Below are 16,791 nucleotides of genomic sequence, written 5' to 3'. Positions count from 1 at the left end.
GAACGGGGGCGGCGACTTTGGCGCCGGCCCCGTAGCTGGTATCATGCGGGCAAACGCCAGCCGGCCCGACATGCACGACGGGCCGGCGCATGCACCACCCTGCGAAGCGGCCCCGCCATCCGGCGCGCCGCCGACGCCCCCTACAGATCAGAGAAACGAGTTCCTATGAGCACACCATCGTCCCACCCATCGTTCTGGCGCCGCGTCCCGCTGGCCTTCGGCGCCTTCTTCAGCACCCTGTCGGACGCCGCCTATGCGGCCCGCGTGGAAAAGCTGTCCCTGCCCGAGGCCGCCCCTGTGGCGCCCGTGCCCCCTGCTCCGGCGCCCGCTCCCGTGCCGACGCCAGCCGCCGCCCCCGTCATATTAAAAGAGGCGACGCCGGACGCGGCCCTGCAACTGCTGGCCCTGCTGCAGCGCGAAGCGCGCCTGATCGACTTCACCCAGGAAAATCTGGGCAGCCATGCCGATGCCGACATCGGCGCGGCCGCCCGCGTCGTGCATGAAGGCTGCGCCAAGGTCATGCGCGAATATTTCACCATCGAGGCCGTGCGCCAGGAAGCCGAGGGCAGCCGCATCGTGCTGCAGGAAGGCTTTGATTCGGCCAGCGTGCGCCTGACGGGCAACGTGGTCGGTTCCGCACCATTCACGGGCACCCTCAGCCACCGCGGCTGGCGCGCCTCCAGCGTGCGCCTGCCGAAACTGAGCGAGCAGCACGACGCCGCCATCCTGGCACCGGCCGAGGTGGAACTGTGAACGACGCAACGAACAACACCCCGCGCTACGCCATCGGCATCGACCTGGGCACCACCCACAGCGCCCTGTCGTATGTGAACCTGGTCGAGAGCGACGGCGAAAAGTCCAGCCACGGCGTGCTGAAAGTACCGCAACTGTCGGCACCGGGCACGGTCGAGGAATTGCCGCTGCTGCCGTCCTTCGTCTACCTGCCGCACGCCGACGAAGTGGCGGCGGGCGACCTGGCCCTGCCCTGGGTCACCGAGGAAGCCGAAGCGCCGTTCGTCGTGGGCGAAATGGCCCGCAGCCGCGGCGCCACCACGCCGATCCGCCTGGTGTCGAGCGCGAAAAGCTGGCTGTGCCACCCGGGCGTGGACCGCCGCGCGGCCATCCTGCCGAACGACGCGCCGGCCGAAGTGGCGCGCATCTCGCCGATCACGGCCGCCACGCGCTACCTGACGCATTTGCGCCAGGCCTGGGACAACGCCCACCCGCAAGCGCCGTTCGCCGAGCAGGAAATCACGGTGACGATACCCGCATCGTTCGACCCTGCCGCGCGCGAGCTGACGATGGAAGCGGCGCAGGCGGCCGGCTACGCCTCATTGACCCTGCTGGAAGAGCCGCAGGCGGCCCTGTACAGCTGGATCCAGACCAGCGAAGGCCGCTGGCGCAAGGAAGTCAAGCCGGGCGACATCATCCTGGTCGTCGACGTGGGCGGCGGCACCAGCGACTTTTCGCTGATCGCCGTGCTGGAGCGCGACGGCGTGCTGGAACCGCACCGCGTGGCAGTCGGCGAACACATCCTGCTCGGCGGCGACAATATGGACCTGGCCCTGGCCCACCTGGTGGCACGCAAGCTGGCCGCCAACGGCACCCAGCTCGACGCCTGGCAGATGCGCGCGCTCACGTACGGCTGCCGCAGCGCCAAGGAAAGCCTGCTGGCCGACAGCGGTCTCGACGTGGCACCGATCGTCGTGCCCAGCCGCGGTTCGAAACTGATCGGCGGCTCCATCCGCACGGAACTGACGCGCGCGGAAGTGTCCACCTTCATTCTCGACGGCTTCTTCCCGCAGGTGGAAGCGTCGAGCCGTCCTGCCGTGCGTACGCGCGCCGGCCTGACGCAACTGGGCTTGCCGTATGCGCAGGACGCGGCCATCACGCGCCACCTGGCCGCCTTCCTGGGCCGGCAAGTGGCGGCGACCAGCGAACTGGAAGGCTTCGCGGGCCGCCAGGCGGAAGGCGCCAGCTTCCTGCACCCGACTGCCGTGCTGTTCAACGGCGGCGTCTTCAAGTCCGACCTGCTGGTGCAGCGTATCATGAGCACCGTCAACGACTGGCTGTACATGGAAGGCGCGGAACCGGCGCGCATGCTGGCCGGGGCCGACCTGGACCTGGCCGTCGCGCGCGGCGCCGCCTACTACAGCTACGTGCGGCGCGGCCATGGCGTGCGCATCCGCGGCGGCACGGCCAGCGCCTTTTATGTCGCCATCGAATCGGCCATGCCCGCCATCCCTGGCATGGAGCCGCCGATCCAGGCCCTGTGCGTGGCGCCGTTCGGCATGGAAGAAGGCAGCGAGCTGGAACTGCCGGGCCAGCAATTCGGCCTCGTCGTGGGCGAACCCGTGCACTTCCGCTTCTTCGCCTCGTCCACGCGGCGCAACGACCAGATCGGCGATTTGCTCGACTTCTGGGGTCCCGATGAATTGCAGGAGCTGAGCGAAATCCAGGCGACCCTGTCCGCCGAAGGCCGCCAGGCCGGCGACGTCGTGCAAGTCAAACTGCACGCCAGAGTGACGGAAGCGGGTACCCTGGAACTGCTGGCCGTTTCCCCTGACGGCGCCGAGCGCTGGAAGGTGGAATTCGACGTGCGCGGCACGCCGCAATAAGCGCCATGGGCAGCACTGCGGGCAAGCCGGCCTTCCTGGTCGGCATCGACCTGGGCACCACCAATACGGTGGTGGCGTATGCGGCGGCCGGCGATGCGCAGGCAGGAATCAAGCTGTTCGCCATCGAGCAGCTGGTCGCGCCCGGCGAAGTGGGCGCACGCCCCCTGCTGCCCTCCTTGCGCTACCACCCCGCCGCCGGCGAACTGGCGGCGGGCGACTTGCAGCTGCCGTGGCCGCAGCAAGACGTTGAGCATGCCGTGCTGGGCGCGTTCGCGCGCCAGCTCGGCGCCCAGGTGCCGGGCCGGCTCGTTTCCAGCGCGAAGAGCTGGCTGTCGCATGCGAACGTGGACCGCCAGGCGCCCATTTTGCCGTGGGGCGCCGATGCCGACGTGGCCAAGGTGTCGCCCGTGGCAGCCAGCGCCAGCTACCTTGCCTACGTGCGCGCCGCGTGGAATCACCGCTTCCCCGACGCGCCCCTCGAAGAGCAGGAACTGGTGCTGACCATCCCCGCTTCGTTCGACGAGGGTGCGCGCGCACTCACCCTGGAAGCGGCGCGCATGGCGGGCCTGCCCACGCTGCGGCTGGTGGAAGAACCGCAGGCGGCCTTTTATGACTACCTGCAGCGCCGGCGCGCCACCCTGCGCGCAGACCTGGCCGACACGCGCCGCATTTTGGTCTGCGACGTGGGCGGCGGCACCACCGATTTCAGCCTGATCGACGTCGCCTTCGACGACGATGGCGCACCGCAGCTCACGCGCAGCAGCGTGGGCAACCACCTGATCCTTGGCGGCGACAATATGGACCTGGCGCTGGCCCACCTGGTGGAAACGCGCATGGCCGCAGGCAGCGAAAGCGGCATGAAGCTGTCCGCCGCGCGCTTGTCGCAGCTGATGGAACGCTGCCGCGCGGCCAAGGAACTGCTGCTGTCGAACGACGCGCCCGACAGCGTCACCGTGACCCTGCTGGGCGCGGGTTCGCGTTTGATCGGCGGCAGCCGTTCGGCCGACGTCACGCGCGAGGAAGTGGCGGCCATGGTGGTCGACGGCTTCTTCCCGAAAGTTGGGCAAAACGATACGGCGAAAAAGGCCGTGCCGGCATCGTCGAATTCGGCCTGCCGTATGCGCAGGACGCGGCCATCACACGCCACCTGGCCAGCTTCTTGCACCAGCATGCCGGCGCACTGCCCGATACCCTGCTGCTGAATGGCGGCGTGTTCCGCGCCGACGCGCTGGCGCGCCGCCTGGCCGAGACCCTGGAACACTGGCGGGGTCAGTCCCTCACCATCCTGCATAACGACAATCCCGACGTGGCCGTGGCCCGTGGCGCCGTCGCCTACGCGCTGGCCCGACGCGGCCAGGCGCCGCGCATCGGCGGCGGCTCGCCGCGCAGCTATTTCCTCGTGCTGGGCGAGGCGGGCAAGGATCACCGCGCCGTCTGCATCCTGCCACGCGGCAGCGCCAGCGGCGAGGAAATCCGCCTGACGCAGCGTCTGTTCGCGCTGCGCCTGGGCCGGCCCGTGCGCTTCCACCTGGCCTCGTCCATCGCGGAAACGGGCACGCCGCCCAAGCTGGGCGACATCGTCGACCTGGGCGCGGGCGAGTACCTGCGCCTGCCGCCGCTGGCCAGCGTACTGCACGCCAGCGACGGCAATGACAAGCGCGAAATCGCGGTGCAGCTGGCCACCGTGATGACGGAAGTGGGTACCCTGGAAGTGCATTGCGTGGCCGAAGCCGATGCCAGCGACCGCTGGCTGCTGGAATTCCAGTTGCGGGGAGAAGAGGAAACGCCGGCCGAAACGTCCAGCGTGCCGCCACGCGTGAAGGAAGCCGTCGAGAAGATCGAGCGCATCTTCGGCGGCAAGGCGCAAAAGGTCGAAACCAAGGAAGTGCGCCAGCTGCGCCAGCATCTGGAACGGGGACTGGGCGGGCGAGAGAGCTGGGAGACGCCCTTGCTGCGCCAGCTGTTCGACGCCCTCCTGCTGCGCGCGCGTGGCCGGCGCCGCTCCGCCGAGCATGAACGGGTGTGGCTGAACCTGGCCGGCTACTGTTTGCGGCCCGGCTATGGCGATGCGCTCGATCCGTGGCGCATCGAGCAGCTGTGGGCCATGTTCGACGCGGGCGTCCAGCATCACAAGGACAACCAGGTGTGCGCCGAATGGTGGACCCTGTGGCGCCGCGTAGCCGGCGGCTTGAGCGTGGAGCAGCAACTGCGCCTGCTCGACGATTTCGCCTTCAACCTGCAAGCCGACGCGGCCCAGCGCGGCAGCCGGCCCGTCACCCTCGTCAATGGCAGCGACGACGACATGCTGCGCTTGGGCGCCTCGCTCGAGCGCATTCCCGGCGCCTACAAGGCGGAAGTGGGCGCCTGGCTGCTGAAACGCCTGCAAAAGGCCGGCAAGAAGGAGGAAGCGGCGGACACGAACACCCTGTGGGCGCTGGCCAGGGTCGGCGCGCGCCAGCCCTTCCACGGCAGCGCGCACGAAGTGGTCGACAGCGCCACCGTGGCCGACTGGCTGCACGTGCTGCTGGCGCTGGACTGGAAAAAGACGGAACCGGCGGCGTTTGCCGCCACCCACCTGGCGCGCATGACGGGCGACCGCTCGCGCGACATCGGCGACGACTTGCGCGCCACCATCCTCGCCCGCCTGAAAGCCGTCGGCGCGCCGCCCCTGTGGCAGGCCATGGTCAGCGAAGTGACGCAACTGGACGAAGCGAATACCAAGCGCATGCTGGGCGAGGCGCTGCCGCCGGGCTTGAAGCTGATCAGCTGAATCAGGCTGGCGCGCCGCTGCGCGCCCCACGGCGACGGCGCAAGCCGGCTGTGCCGCACAGGGCCAGGCCGGCCAGCAGCATCGCGTAGGTGCCGGGTTCCGGTACGGGCGACGTGAAAATGGTCAGGGTCGGATTGACGAAGCGGTAACTCGCATAGGCAGGAAGGCTCGCGTCAAAGCTGTAGTCAGGGCCGTTCACGCGATATTGGCCCAGCTGTGCATTGACATAGCTCATGCCGCTTATAAACATCGTGAACGGGTCCGTCAACGACAAGCCGACTCCTTGCAGCAATATGTTCTGCGTGCCGTCCAGGCTTTCTTGGCGGAATGACTCGCCCGCGATGCGCTGCCCATGCGGCCCGGTCAAAGCGCGGACTTCCATCGATCCACTGTTGCTGGCGTTGCCAGGCTGAACCATGCTGGCGCCAGGGGGCGCCTCGGCGACCTGCAGCACGCCTACCAGCGTGGCGGCAAAGGAAAAGCCCGTCACGCGATACCCGTTACGCACGCTGATGTCGAACACGCCCGTGTACAGATCGCCATTCGACATGCTGGTTCCCTGCGTATCCATGCTGAGGCTGCTGGCCAGGCTCGTCATGCCCAGTTTCGTCACGCCACCGGCATCGGACAACAGGGTCACCTTCTGTGCCTGCGTATTGCCATTGTACTCAGGATACTCCGTCATCAAGAAATTGCTGGCTTGCAAAGGTTGCATCGTTGCCTGGGCGTGCGCCGCGTGCATCGATGCAGCGGCTAGCATCACGCTCAAAAAACACAGCTGTTTTCGTATCAGGTTCATTTGTCGGCTTTCGCGAAAAAGGAAGTGAGCACCTGCGGCGCAGATGATGCCTCACATGAAATTATCAAAAAATCATTTTAAATTAGCAAATAAATAAAAACAACAGTGTTTTTAAAATTTACTAAAAGATAATTTCACCTTCCTGCCCGGCCCTGCCCGGCTTGCGCCATTTCCAGGTAATTTACAGCAGCGCCACCACCAATAGCACCGCCGCCAGCGGCGCCTGCACCAGCACGATGCCGGGATGCGTGCGGCGCAGCTGGCCCCACACGGACAGGCCCGGCACTTCCTCGTGCGGATGGTGGGCTTCGTCGCGCAGCGACATCGCGTGCAGGAACATGCCGGCGATCAGGGGCCCGGGATTGACCCACCAGCCCTGCTCGAGCAAGCCGCGCGACAGGTAGATGGCCAGCGCGCCGATGACGAACGGCGAGGCCCACACCAGCACCAGCATCAGGCGGATGCCATAGAATTCCGCCACGGTGCCCACGCGGTGCAATCGGCTGAAATCGTGGTCTTCCATGCGCTTGTCGATGGCCAGTTCGGCGCGGCCATACAGGGTCCACAGGCCGCCGAACAGGCAGCCCAGCAACACGCCGATGACGATGTCGGCCGCGAACACCGCATATTTATTCACGTCGGCCGTGCCGATGCCCAGCGACGTGTGGGCGGCGGCGTGCAGGTGCAGGCCCGCCTGCTCGCCTTCGGCCGTCGTATAGCGGTCGCGCACGTCATAGGTGCTGCCGATATACACGACATTCTTGCGCAGCGCCCCGGCATCCACGCCGGCCTGCCCATCGATCAGTTTGACGCGCGTGCGCGTGGGATACAGGAATGCCGGCGCCACGGCGGCCGGGTGAAACGGCGCAGTGACGGCGTTCTGCTCGGCCGCATCCTTGGCGTCGCCGTGGATCACGGGTTCGAACGCCCAGCGCGCCAGCTCCTTTTCGCTGCCCGTGCGCCGTGCCAGCTGGCACACGCGGCCGGCCAGCGCCAGCCCTTCCTTTTGCTCGGACAGGACGGCCGGCATGGGCTGCTGTTGCTCCTGCTCGTCGGCGCCATGCGCCAGCTCGAAGGCCACGGCCGCCAGCACGGGACTTTTCAGCTCGATGCGCGTGACGGCACCCATGCGTTCGCGGATCCGCGGGCTGGCAAAGTGGATGCCGGCCGCGCAGCGCGCGCGTATCCATGCCAGGTTCGCGTTGCGGTCCGATTGCTCGGGCAGGATCAGCACCAGTTGCCGGCCGTCGGCGGCCAGCCGGTCGAGCAGGCGGTCCAGCGGCCGCTCGCCCGCCCGGTGCTGTTCATACACGGCCGGCGCCAGGTCCAGGTCGATGGCCAGCACCTTGCTGCCGCGCGCGGCGGCGCTGGCGATCACTTGCTCCAGGCGCGTGCGTTCCAGCGGTTCGCGCTCGTCGAAGACCCGTTCGAACGCGGGCTGGTCGATTTCGATGATGCCGGGCCGGTAGGCGGCGCCCGGGTCCTTGCCCCGGTTCAGCAGTTGCCCCTGTTCCGCGCTGGCGCGCAGCATGGCCGCGTCAAGCCATTCGAGCACGTGAAAACCTTCCAGCAGCAGCATCAGGGCGGCGATCAGGCTGGCGCCGATCACGTGATGCAGCAGATGCGTGCCCGTCAGCTTGAAGGCCGAGCCCAGCTGCGCGACCGGCCACAGCAGGCGCCGCCACAACGGGGGGCGCGGTTGGTCCGGCTGGCTGGTTTCCACGGTGCGTTCCCCTCGCGTGCGCTGCATGAATTATCATTCAAGCAATAAATGATGACGAAAGGATAGTATATTGCAGTTGTGCCCGCTTAGCCGCACGGCTGGCAGCCTACTTCGGCTTGGCCAGCAGCAGCTTGCCCAGCGCTTCGAAGGCCGGCGTGGTGGTCGGGTCGTTCGCCGCATTGGCCGCCGTCGGCGTGGAGGCGAAACGCACGATCACCATTTCCGCCTTCGGGTCGACGTAGATGCGTTGGCCATACACGCCGCGCGCCATGTAGGCGCCATGGTCGTTGTGCGTGACCCACCACATGTCGCGGTAGCTCCAGCCCTTGAGCAGATCGTAGCCGCCCTTGGCGAACAGCTGCTTGTCGCCGCCGCGGCGGATATCCTCGACGGCCGCCTTGGGCAGAATCTGCTGGCCGTTGTAGCGGCCATCGTTGCGCAGCATTTCGCCGAAGCGGGCCAGGTCGCGCAAGCCCGCATTCAGGCCGCCGCCGGCAAACGGCGTGCCCGTCGAATCGACCGTCATGTAGGCATCCTGCTCGGCGCCCAGCTTCTGCCAGACACGCTCGGACAGGTAGTCGTTGACGTTCTGCCCCGTGACACGGGCGATGATCCAGCCCAGCACGTCGGAGTTGACCGTGCGGTAGCCGAACGCCTCGCCATGCCGGCCCTCGTGCAGCACCGTTTGCAGGTACTCGAAATAGCTGCGCGGCCCCGTGTAATCCTTCGGCTTGGGCAGCGGGCTGCCGGCCGCCGCGTGCTGCCACACTTCCGCTTTCGGGTCCGCGTAATCTTCGCTGAATTTCAGACCCGTGGTCATGTCGAGCACCTGGCGCACGGTGGCGTCGCCAAACGCCGACTTGGCCAGCTCCGGCACATACTCGGCCACTTTCTTGTCAGGATCGAGCTTGCCTTCGGCCACCAGCGCCGCGCCGATGGTGCCCATGACGGACTTCGTCACCGACATGGCGCCATGCTGGCCGCTGTCCTTCAGCACGCCGAGGTACCGTTCATACACGATGCGTCCCCGGTGCAGCACCACGATGCCGTCCGTGTAGTTGGCGCCCAGCGACTGCTCCCAGGTCATCGTTTCCTGCGCGCCCAGGGGCGTGAAGCGCAGGCTGTCGATATCCTTGCGCAGCGCGCGTTGCAAGGGCACAGGCGCTTTCAGGCCGCGCGACACGTCCACCGTCGGCATCAGCTGGCGGAAGTGCGACACGCTCCAGCGCAGCTGCGGGAAATTGAAATAGCTGCCATCGTCGAAGCGGATGATCTTGTCGGCCGGCGGCGGTGCGCCCACCATCCATTGCAAGGCGGCCGGGTCGCTGGCGGCCGCTGACAGCGGCGCCGTCGCCTCGGCCGCGTGGGCGCCGGCGGACAGCGCCAGGCAGGCGGCGGCCAGGGCCAGGCGTTTCATGCTGGGGAAATCGTTCATGCGGTGCTCTCCTTGATAGACAGAATATTTAATAAACCCATACGACGTTCGCCAGCCATCCCGTCCAGGTCCTGGCCTGCCCGTTCACCAGCTGGTTCACGCCCGACTGCGCGAACGAGGCGCTGAAGCCCAGGGTCAGGTAGGTATTCGGGTTGACGACGCGCACATACTTGACGAAGACATCGTTGGCCAGCATCGGGCGCAGCACGCCGGCGATCACCACGGGCGCGTCGCCCGGCACGTCGAGGCGCGTGGCCTGGCCGAACTGCAGCGGACTGCCCATCCGGTTGGCCCGCACCTGGGCCAGGTAGGCGGTCACGGTGTCTTTCGGCGTCGGGTGCAGCTCGATGGTGGCCTGCAGCGCGTTCACGTTGGCATTGACGAAAACCCAGGTGGCCTTGCTGCCAGAAGCCCAGGCACCCGGCGTGCCTTCGAAGAACAGCGGGTCGAAGCGCTCGTTGCGCGCCGTACGCGGATCGTCGCCGGAAAAACTCTGGTAGCCAAGCGTGAACTTCGGCGTCCACGCCACGTCGGGCAACGAAAAGCCCCCTTCCGTGCGCCAGCCCCAGGCCCGCATCGGCTCGCGCGTATTCCACTCGCGCGCGGCATCGACGCCGAACCAGCCTTTCGACAGCACGGTGGGCAGCACGGGAACGCGCGCGTAGCCATACACGAACTGCAAGTCCTTGCGGCCGTCAGGCACGGCCAGCGGTGCGCCGATGCCGCCCGGCGCCGCCTGCGGATACACGGCATGCGAACGGGGCACCTTGCCATACGCGATGCCGGCCTTGCGGTCGTTCGCGGGCGCGTAGCTGACGTCAACGCCGACGACGCGCGTGCCGCTATCGTTGTCGGGATTTTCATTCGGGTCGAGATAAAACGCCTGGGCGCTGAACGCATCCTGGCTTATCTTGGCCACCACGGAATTCTGGAAGGACTTGCGCGGCCCCAGTTTCAGCGCGCCACGGTCAAAGCCGTTCGAGCCGCCATTGGCGATCAGCATGCCGGTACCCAGCGTGAAATTCTGCGCGCCGGCAGACAGGTCAAGGCGCGCATTCGTGCCGCCGAGCGGCATGCGGATGCCGGCGACGAATTCCTCGATCGAGATGCGGCCCGTGTCGCCCGCGCCAAACGGATCATGGCGCAAGGTACCCGAGCCGACGGCGGACACGCGCGCATACAGCTGCCTGCCGTCGCCCAGGTTGCGCTTGAAGCCGAGCGCCGGCTTGACATAGAACTCGTACCAGTAGGGATTGAAATCGAAGCCGGGATTGCGCGCCGGCGTATTCGACAGCTTCCAGAACAGATTGCTCTCGCCGGCCACCTGCACGCCCGCTTCCACGGAACGCGTCATGTGCCAGCCGGCGGCTATGGCCGGTTCGACGGCGGCGCGCCGGGCTACCTCTTTTCCAGGCTGCTCTGGCCATCGGGATCGAGCTGGCCGGCGGCGCCGCAGGCGGCGCTCCAGCCCAGCAGGGCCAGGATGAGTGAGCGGCGCACGGGGAACATCGCTTGCGTTGCCATAGGTATCCCTTGCGATAGCTGACTGTCGATTTGAACGGATGTTATCAGAGATGCTCTTGTTGTAAAGCATCCTATTGTGCGGGGCCAAACCTTGAGACGAACGTCTCACGGCAGCCGATGCTGCAGCGCAGAATGCGCCGCCCCGGCCTTCATGCTACAAACGGGCATACCATCAAAAATACCGAGACACCGGAGAGCGCCATGCCCTACGTCCGCCAGACCAGCCATATCGACCGCGTGCGCGACCTGATCGCCGGCCGTATCGTCAATCCCGGGGCCGATACGGCCAGGCTGGCGTCCTCGTACCGGCGCTCGCTGGACGATTACCGGCTCGATCCCGCCTCCACCACCGGGCCGCGCATCCTGACGGGCGCCGAACTGCGCGCCATCCAGCAATCCGAGGAAAATTTTCTGCGCTCCACGGGCCAGTGCCTGCCGCGCCTGCACGCCATGGTGCGCGAAGCGGGCTACTGCGTCATCCTCGCCAATGCGCGCGGCGTGACGATCGACTACGCGGTCGACACGGACCAGCGCAAGGATTTCAAGAAGGCGGGCCTGTACCCGGGCTCGTGCTGGTCGGAAGAGGAGGAAGGCACGTGCGGCATCGCCTCCGTGCTGCTCGACCAGGAAGCCATCACCGTGCACAAGACCGACCATTTTCGCGCCGCCTTCACGGGCCTGACCTGCAGCGCAGCGCCGATCTTTTCGCCGCACGGCGACTTGATCGGCGTGCTCGATGCGTCGGCCTTGAATTCGCCCGATGCGCGCGACAGCCAGCGCCTGGTGAAACAGCTGGTGCGCCAGGGCGCGACCCTGATCGAGGACGGCTTTTTCTCACGTCCTACGGCCATTGCTGCATCCTGCTGGCGCACCGCAACCGCCACTTCGTGGAAGTGCAGCCGGAAATGCTGCTCGCCATCGATGAACATGGCGACATCGTCGCCGCCAACCGCTGCGCGCGCGACGTCATCGGCGGTCTCGATAGCCTGCCGCGTCCCGTCGCCGAGGTGCTGGAAGTGCGCGCCGAACGGCTGTTCGATGCGCGCACGGGACACAACCTGCTGTCCCTGCGCCTGGCGGGCGGCGGCACCTGGCTGCATGCGCGCGTGCGCGCGCCGCTGCGCCAGGCCAGCGCGCGGGCACGCGTCCGAAACGCCGCCCCCGTGACAGAGGATGCGCCGGCCTGCACGCCGCAGGAGCTGGCCGAGCGCACGCGCATCGTCAACGCCATGAACGCCGCCAAATGGCGCCCGCTGCAGGCGGCCGCCATGCTGGGCGTCTCGCGCGCCACCCTGTACCGGCGCCTCAAGCAGCTGCACATCGTGCCGCCGCACCGCCAGTAAGGCATCCGGCAAGCTGAGATTTCCGTCTCACATTCGTCCATGCTGCGCTGCGGGATGCGGGGCCGGAACGCCGGTGTTACAACATCGTCAGCGGCAACACAGCCGCATCCCATCATAAAGTCAGCAGACTTGGAGGAGACACGATGCAAACCGAAATCAACCCGCACGACCTGGCCGTGGCCGGCATCCTGGAGCAGCTCGAAGGCTTTCTTCGCGCCAGCGACGGCACGGGCGCCGCGCAGCTGTTCGAACAGGACGGCTACTGGCGCGACCTGGTGCTGTTTACCTGGAACCTGAAAACCCTGGAAGGCCGCGAGCAGATCGCCGCCATGCTGGCCGCCCAGCTGGGCGCCGTGCAGCCCGTCTCCATCCGCATCGCCGACGGCGAGCATGCGGTGGAAGCGGGCGGCGTGCTGCAAAGCTGGATCACGGTGGAAACGAATGTGGCGCGCGGCGTGGGCTTCATCCGCATCCGCGACGGCAAGATCTGGACGCTGCTTACCACCATGAGCGAATTGAAGGGTTTTGAAGAAGCCAAGGGCGGCCGGCGGCCCATGGGCGCGGAACACGGCGCGCGCACCAACCGCAGCAGCTGGCTGGAGCACCGTGAACAGGAAGCCAAGGAACTCGGTTACGCGCGCCAACCGTATTGCGTCATCATCGGCGGCGGCCAGGGCGGCATCGCGCTGGGCGCGCGCCTGCGGCAATTGAACGTCCCCACCATCATCATCGAGAAAAACGCGCGCCCGGGAGACAGCTGGCGCAAGCGCTACAAGTCGCTGTGCCTGCACGACCCCGTCTGGTACGACCACATGCCGTACATCCCTTTCCCCGACAACTGGCCCGTCTTCACGCCCAAGGACAAGGTCGGCGACTGGCTGGAAATGTACACCAAGGTGATGGAACTGAACTACTGGGGTTCGACGTCATGCGAATCGGCCAGCTTCGACGACGCCAGCGGCGAGTGGACGGTACAGGTGCTGCGCGACGGCCAGCCCGTCACCCTCAAGCCGCAGCAGCTGGTGCTGGCGACGGGCATGTCGGGCAAGGCGAACATGCCGAAGTTCAAGGGCATGGACGTGTTCCAGGGCGAGCAGCAGCACTCGTCGCAGCATCCGGGGCCGGACGCGTATGCCGGCAAGAAGGTGGTGGTCATCGGCGCGAACAATTCCGCGCACGATATCTGCGCCGCCCTGTGGGAAGCGGGCGTGGATGTGACCATGGTGCAGCGCTCGTCGACGCACATCGTCAAGTCCGATTCCTTGATGGACCTGGCGCTGGGCGACCTGTATTCGGAACGGGCGCTGGCGGCCGGCATGACGACGGCCAAGGCCGACCTGACGTTCGCCTCGATTCCGTACAAGATCCTGGCCGACTTCCAGAAGCCCGTCTTCCAGGCCATCCGCGAGCGCGATGCCGACTTTTATGCGCGCCTGGAAGAACGCGGCTTCATGCTCGATTTCGGCGACGACGATTCGGGCCTGTTCATGAAATACCTGCGCCGCGGCTCCGGCTACTACATCGACGTGGGCGCCTCCGAATTGGTCGCCGAGGGCAAGATCAAGCTGAAAAGCGGCGTCGGCGTGCAGGAACTGAAAGCCCATTCCATCGTGCTGTCCGACGGCACGGAGCTGCCCGCCGACCTGGTGGTATACGCCACCGGCTACGGCTCCATGAACGGCTGGGCAGCCGACCTGATCTCGCCCGAGGTGGCGAATAAAGTGGGCAAGGTGTGGGGCCTCGGTTCCGCCACGACGAAGGACCCGGGCCCGTGGGAGGGCGAGCAGCGCAATATGTGGAAACCCACGCAGCAGCAATCGCTGTGGTTCCACGGCGGTAACCTGCACCAGTCGCGCCACTATTCCCAGTACCTGTCGCTGCAGCTGAAGGCGCGCATGGAAGGCTTGACTACCCCCGTGTATGGGCAGCAGGAGGTGCATCACCTGGCGTAAAGGTGCTGTCGCCCGCGTAGGTCGGATTAGCGACACGTCGCGTAATCCGACACCTTGGTGGCGGCTCATGTCGGATTACGCGCGGCCTTGCCGCGCTATTCCGACCTACCGCCACTCAAAAAAATGGCGGCGGACCGAAGTCCGCCGCCATTCTTACGTCATGCAGCCAACGATTACTGTTTGATCGCTTCGATCGCAAACGTCAGGGTCACGTCATCGCTGACGGCCGGCGCATATTTACCGGCGTTGAATTCCGAGCGCTTGATCTTGGCCGTGGCGTTGGCGCCGCAGGCGTCTTTCTTCAGCATCGGGTGCGGTGCGCAATGGAACGAGGTGACGGTCAGGGTCACCGGCTTGGTCACGCCTTTCAGGGTCAGGTTGCCTTCCACGGAGGCCAGCTTGTCGCCGTCGAAATTGAATTTGGTCGATTTGTAGGTGGCGACCGGGTACTTGGCCGTGTCGAGGAAGTCCTCGCCCTGGATGTGCGAGTTGAACAGGGTCGAACCCGTGTCGACGGACTTGGTATCGATCAGCACTTCGACGGCGCCCGTCTTGGCGGCGCGGTCCAGCGTGACCTTGCCGGTGGTGTTATTGAAACGGCTTTGCTGTGTCGAGAAACCCATGTGGGTGTACTCGAAACGGGGGAAGGTGTGGCTGCCATCGATGACATAGACTTCAGGAGCGGCAACAGCGGACAGCGAGAAACCGGCGGCGGCGATAAAAGCGAGCAGTTTTTTCATGATGGATTCCTGATAGGGAGTGGTGGATGTCAAAACCGCAAACGGCTGCAGGCGAACGGCGCCTGCGGCTGATTGTCTGGCTTCAGTTGCAACAGATTATGCATGGCATGAAGATCGATGTAAAACGGAAAATATACCTAGTTAGCATCGATAAAATCGATAATAAGGGCGGTAATCTTCGCGACAGCGGCTTCTGCTACCGATTATTGTCTTCATTGCAAAAAATATCCAGCGTTATCCAGCAACATAAATGAGAATGATTCTTGTTATTGTTTGATGAGCTTGCTATGATTGCCTGCTTTGATAACGAGGAAACGCGCGGTGCTTGAACGCTATTACCAGGAATTGCTGCGCCTGATTTCGCGCTCCACGGGATGCCGCGACAAGGCACAGGACGTGGTGCAGGAAGCCTACGCCCGCATCCTGGCACGCGATCCGCTCGGCGGCGCACCTCCCCGGCAAGGCGGTGCGCCCTCCCTGCACAGCGGCGCGGCGCCCGATAGCGGCCAGCGCGCGCTGCTGTACGTGACGGCAAAGAACATCGCCATCGATGAACAGCGCTTGCAGCAGAGACGGCCCCATGACGCGCTCGACGAGCCGCACATGCAGCTGCGCGCGCCGCGCGCCGATGAACCCGACCAGCGGCTGCACGACCGGCAAACCATGGAGCGCCTGCTGGCCATCATCGACGCCCTGCCGCCGCGCTGCCGCCAGGCTTTCGCGCTGTACAAGTTCGATGGCCTGAGCCAGATCGAGATCGCCGCCCAGATGGGTATCTCCGTCAACATGGTGGAAAAACACATCATCAACGGCATGCTCGCCTGTAAAAAAGGCTTACCCGAGCGGGATACGCTATGAAACAGCACATGACATCACAAGACACGACGGCCGACGACATCGACTTCCTGGCGGCGCAATGGCTGCTGCGTCACGACGCGGGCCTGGCCGCGCACGAACTGGCGGCATGGCAGCAATGGCTGGACGCGGACACGCGCCACCAGCAGGCCTGGGAGGCGCTGGCCCGCACCGATGCGCTGCTGGCCAGTCTGCCGGCGCAGCGCGTGGCGGCCTTCAGCCAGCCCGCCCCGGCGGCGGGCACGCCGTCATCGCTGTTGCAGCGGCTGCGCCAGGCGGCCTCCTTCCCGCCGCGCGGCGCGCTGGCCGGCGGCTGCCTGCTGCTGTGCGGCCTGCTGGCCTGGCCGCTGGCCAGCCATCTGCAGCGCCCCGGCTTCCAGCACGATTACAGCACGGCGCGCGGCCAGTTCGCCACGCAAGTCCTGCCCGACGGCAGCCGCATCGAACTCGATAGTGGCAGCGCCGTCGACGTGACCCTGCACCGCGACCGGCGCACCGTGCGCCTGCTGCGCGGCCAGGCCATGTTCCATGTACACGCCGACCCTGCGCGTCCGTTCCAGGTCATCGCGGGAGCGGCCACGGCAACGGTGCTGGGCACGCATTTTTCCGTGCGCCACGTGGACGCCACGACACAGGTGAGCGTGGCGCAAGGCACGGTGCGCGTGGAAAGCGAAGCCGGCGCGCATGCCGAAGTGCTGCGGGCGGGCGACACGGTCACCGTCACGCCGCACGGCGTGAATGCGCTGGCCAGGGTCAACGCGCAAGCGGTGGGCAACTGGCGTGCCGGGCGCCTCGATTTCGAGGACGCCACCCTGGCCGAGGCGCTGGCCGAATTCCAGCGCTATGGCGACACCAACCTCGTGCTCGACGATCCGGCCCTGGCCGGCCTGCGCCTGAACGGCAGCTTCGACGCCAAGCTGCCGGCGCAATTTGCCGCCGCCCTGCCGCTGGCCTTGCCCGTGCGCCTGCTGCGCCAGGACGGCAAGCTGCATATCGTCGCCCGCTGATTTGTCCCCATGTCGCGAAATAAAA

Annotated in this window: 13 protein-coding genes and 2 pseudogenes; 9 read left to right on the top strand and 6 right to left on the bottom strand. The window is 66.2% G+C overall.

From position 1 onward, the window contains the following. Positions 1 to 165: 165 nt before the first annotated feature. The 3 genes and pseudogenes from ACRHIG_RS13470 (at position 166) to ACRHIG_RS13460 (ending at position 5,388) form a co-directional block, all read left to right on the top strand. Positions 166 to 753 (top strand): DUF2760 domain-containing protein, encoded by a 588-nt coding sequence (locus ACRHIG_RS13470; RefSeq protein ID WP_475415928.1) that lies wholly within the window; start codon positions 166 to 168, stop codon positions 751 to 753. After that, complete coding sequence (locus ACRHIG_RS13465) at positions 750 to 2,618, top strand: Hsp70 family protein (protein WP_489630444.1); 1,869 nt, start codon at positions 750 to 752, stop codon at positions 2,616 to 2,618. The genes ACRHIG_RS13470 and ACRHIG_RS13465 overlap by 4 nt, the downstream gene beginning before the upstream one ends. A gap of 5 nt (positions 2,619 to 2,623) precedes the next feature. Further along, a pseudogene (locus ACRHIG_RS13460) lies at positions 2,624 to 5,388 on the top strand (Hsp70 family protein). A gap of 1 nt (position 5,389) precedes the next feature. Here the strand turns inward: ACRHIG_RS13460 and ACRHIG_RS13455 are convergent. The 5 genes from ACRHIG_RS13455 to ACRHIG_RS13435 all read right to left on the bottom strand — a co-directional run bounded on the left by ACRHIG_RS13455 (position 5,390) and on the right by ACRHIG_RS13435 (position 10,869). After that, positions 5,390 to 6,103: a PEP-CTERM sorting domain-containing protein gene (locus tag ACRHIG_RS13455; RefSeq protein WP_489630443.1), complete on the bottom strand. Its 714-nt coding sequence runs from the start codon at positions 6,101 to 6,103 to the stop codon at positions 5,390 to 5,392. A 265-nt stretch (positions 6,104 to 6,368) separates the two neighbouring features. After that, a complete protein-coding gene (locus ACRHIG_RS13450) occupies positions 6,369 to 7,937 on the bottom strand; it encodes a CHASE2 domain-containing protein (protein WP_489630442.1) in 1,569 nt (522 codons plus the stop codon). 79 nt (positions 7,938 to 8,016) lie between these two features. Continuing rightward, the gene (locus ACRHIG_RS13445; protein ID WP_489630441.1) at positions 8,017 to 9,345 is read right to left on the bottom strand and encodes a serine hydrolase domain-containing protein; all 1,329 of its coding nucleotides are present in this window, start codon (positions 9,343 to 9,345) and stop codon (positions 8,017 to 8,019) included. Positions 9,346 to 9,373: 28 nt separating this feature from the next. Next, a complete protein-coding gene (locus ACRHIG_RS13440) occupies positions 9,374 to 10,699 on the bottom strand; it encodes an alginate export family protein (protein ID WP_489630440.1) in 1,326 nt (441 codons plus the stop codon). Between the two features lie 44 nt (positions 10,700 to 10,743). After that, positions 10,744 to 10,869, bottom strand: a complete 126-nt coding sequence (locus tag ACRHIG_RS13435; RefSeq protein WP_489630439.1) for a hypothetical protein — start codon at positions 10,867 to 10,869, stop codon at positions 10,744 to 10,746. A 201-nt stretch (positions 10,870 to 11,070) separates the two neighbouring features. Here ACRHIG_RS13435 and ACRHIG_RS13430 point away from each other — a divergent pair. The 3 genes and pseudogenes from ACRHIG_RS13430 to ACRHIG_RS13420 form a co-directional block, all read left to right on the top strand. Next, positions 11,071 to 12,032: pseudogene (locus ACRHIG_RS13430) on the top strand (sigma-54-dependent Fis family transcriptional regulator); the annotation flags it as partial. Further along, positions 12,033 to 12,212, top strand: a complete 180-nt coding sequence (locus tag ACRHIG_RS13425; RefSeq protein WP_489630799.1) for a helix-turn-helix domain-containing protein — start codon at positions 12,033 to 12,035, stop codon at positions 12,210 to 12,212. 143 nt (positions 12,213 to 12,355) lie between these two features. Continuing rightward, positions 12,356 to 14,164, top strand: coding sequence for an NAD(P)-binding domain-containing protein (locus tag ACRHIG_RS13420; protein WP_489630438.1), 1,809 nt, complete (start codon positions 12,356 to 12,358; stop codon positions 14,162 to 14,164). A gap of 173 nt (positions 14,165 to 14,337) precedes the next feature. On the opposite strand, the gene ACRHIG_RS13415 is transcribed toward ACRHIG_RS13420, so the two are convergent. Further along, the gene (locus tag ACRHIG_RS13415) at positions 14,338 to 14,904 is read right to left on the bottom strand and encodes a YceI family protein (protein WP_475415338.1); all 567 of its coding nucleotides are present in this window, start codon (positions 14,902 to 14,904) and stop codon (positions 14,338 to 14,340) included. Positions 14,905 to 14,930: 26 nt separating this feature from the next. Here ACRHIG_RS13415 and ACRHIG_RS13410 point away from each other — a divergent pair, with 26 nt between their 5' ends. From ACRHIG_RS13410 to ACRHIG_RS13400, 3 genes are all read left to right on the top strand, one after another. Beyond that, positions 14,931 to 15,158 (top strand): hypothetical protein, encoded by a 228-nt coding sequence (locus ACRHIG_RS13410; RefSeq protein WP_475415337.1) that lies wholly within the window; start codon positions 14,931 to 14,933, stop codon positions 15,156 to 15,158. Positions 15,159 to 15,225: 67 nt separating this feature from the next. Then, positions 15,226 to 15,762, top strand: coding sequence for a sigma-70 family RNA polymerase sigma factor (locus ACRHIG_RS13405; RefSeq protein WP_489630437.1), 537 nt, complete (start codon positions 15,226 to 15,228; stop codon positions 15,760 to 15,762). Between the two features lie 8 nt (positions 15,763 to 15,770). Then, a complete protein-coding gene (locus ACRHIG_RS13400) occupies positions 15,771 to 16,766 on the top strand; it encodes a FecR family protein (protein ID WP_489630436.1) in 996 nt (331 codons plus the stop codon). The last annotated feature ends 25 nt before the right edge of the window (positions 16,767 to 16,791 follow it).

It is taken from the genome of Janthinobacterium sp. C22 (assembly GCF_057919405.1).
This window is presented reverse-complemented; position numbering and strand designations above follow the sequence as displayed.

Coding starts and splice junctions, on each gene's coding strand:
- ACRHIG_RS13470 (WP_475415928.1), top strand. CDS start 166: ATGAGCACACCATCGTCCCACCCATCGTTCTGGCGCCGCGTCCCGCTG.
- ACRHIG_RS13455 (WP_489630443.1), bottom strand. CDS start 6,103: ATGCAACCTTTGCAAGCCAGCAATTTCTTGATGACGGAGTATCCTGAG.
- ACRHIG_RS13450 (WP_489630442.1), bottom strand. CDS start 7,937: ATGCAGCGCACGCGAGGGGAACGCACCGTGGAAACCAGCCAGCCGGAC.
- ACRHIG_RS13445 (WP_489630441.1), bottom strand. CDS start 9,345: ATGAACGATTTCCCCAGCATGAAACGCCTGGCCCTGGCCGCCGCCTGC.
- ACRHIG_RS13440 (WP_489630440.1), bottom strand. CDS start 10,699: ATGACGCGTTCCGTGGAAGCGGGCGTGCAGGTGGCCGGCGAGAGCAAT.
- ACRHIG_RS13435 (WP_489630439.1), bottom strand. CDS start 10,869: ATGGCAACGCAAGCGATGTTCCCCGTGCGCCGCTCACTCATCCTGGCC.
- ACRHIG_RS13420 (WP_489630438.1), top strand. CDS start 12,356: ATGCAAACCGAAATCAACCCGCACGACCTGGCCGTGGCCGGCATCCTG.
- ACRHIG_RS13415 (WP_475415338.1), bottom strand. CDS start 14,904: ATGAAAAAACTGCTCGCTTTTATCGCCGCCGCCGGTTTCTCGCTGTCC.
- ACRHIG_RS13410 (WP_475415337.1), top strand. CDS start 14,931: ATGTCAAAACCGCAAACGGCTGCAGGCGAACGGCGCCTGCGGCTGATT.
- ACRHIG_RS13400 (WP_489630436.1), top strand. CDS start 15,771: ATGACATCACAAGACACGACGGCCGACGACATCGACTTCCTGGCGGCG.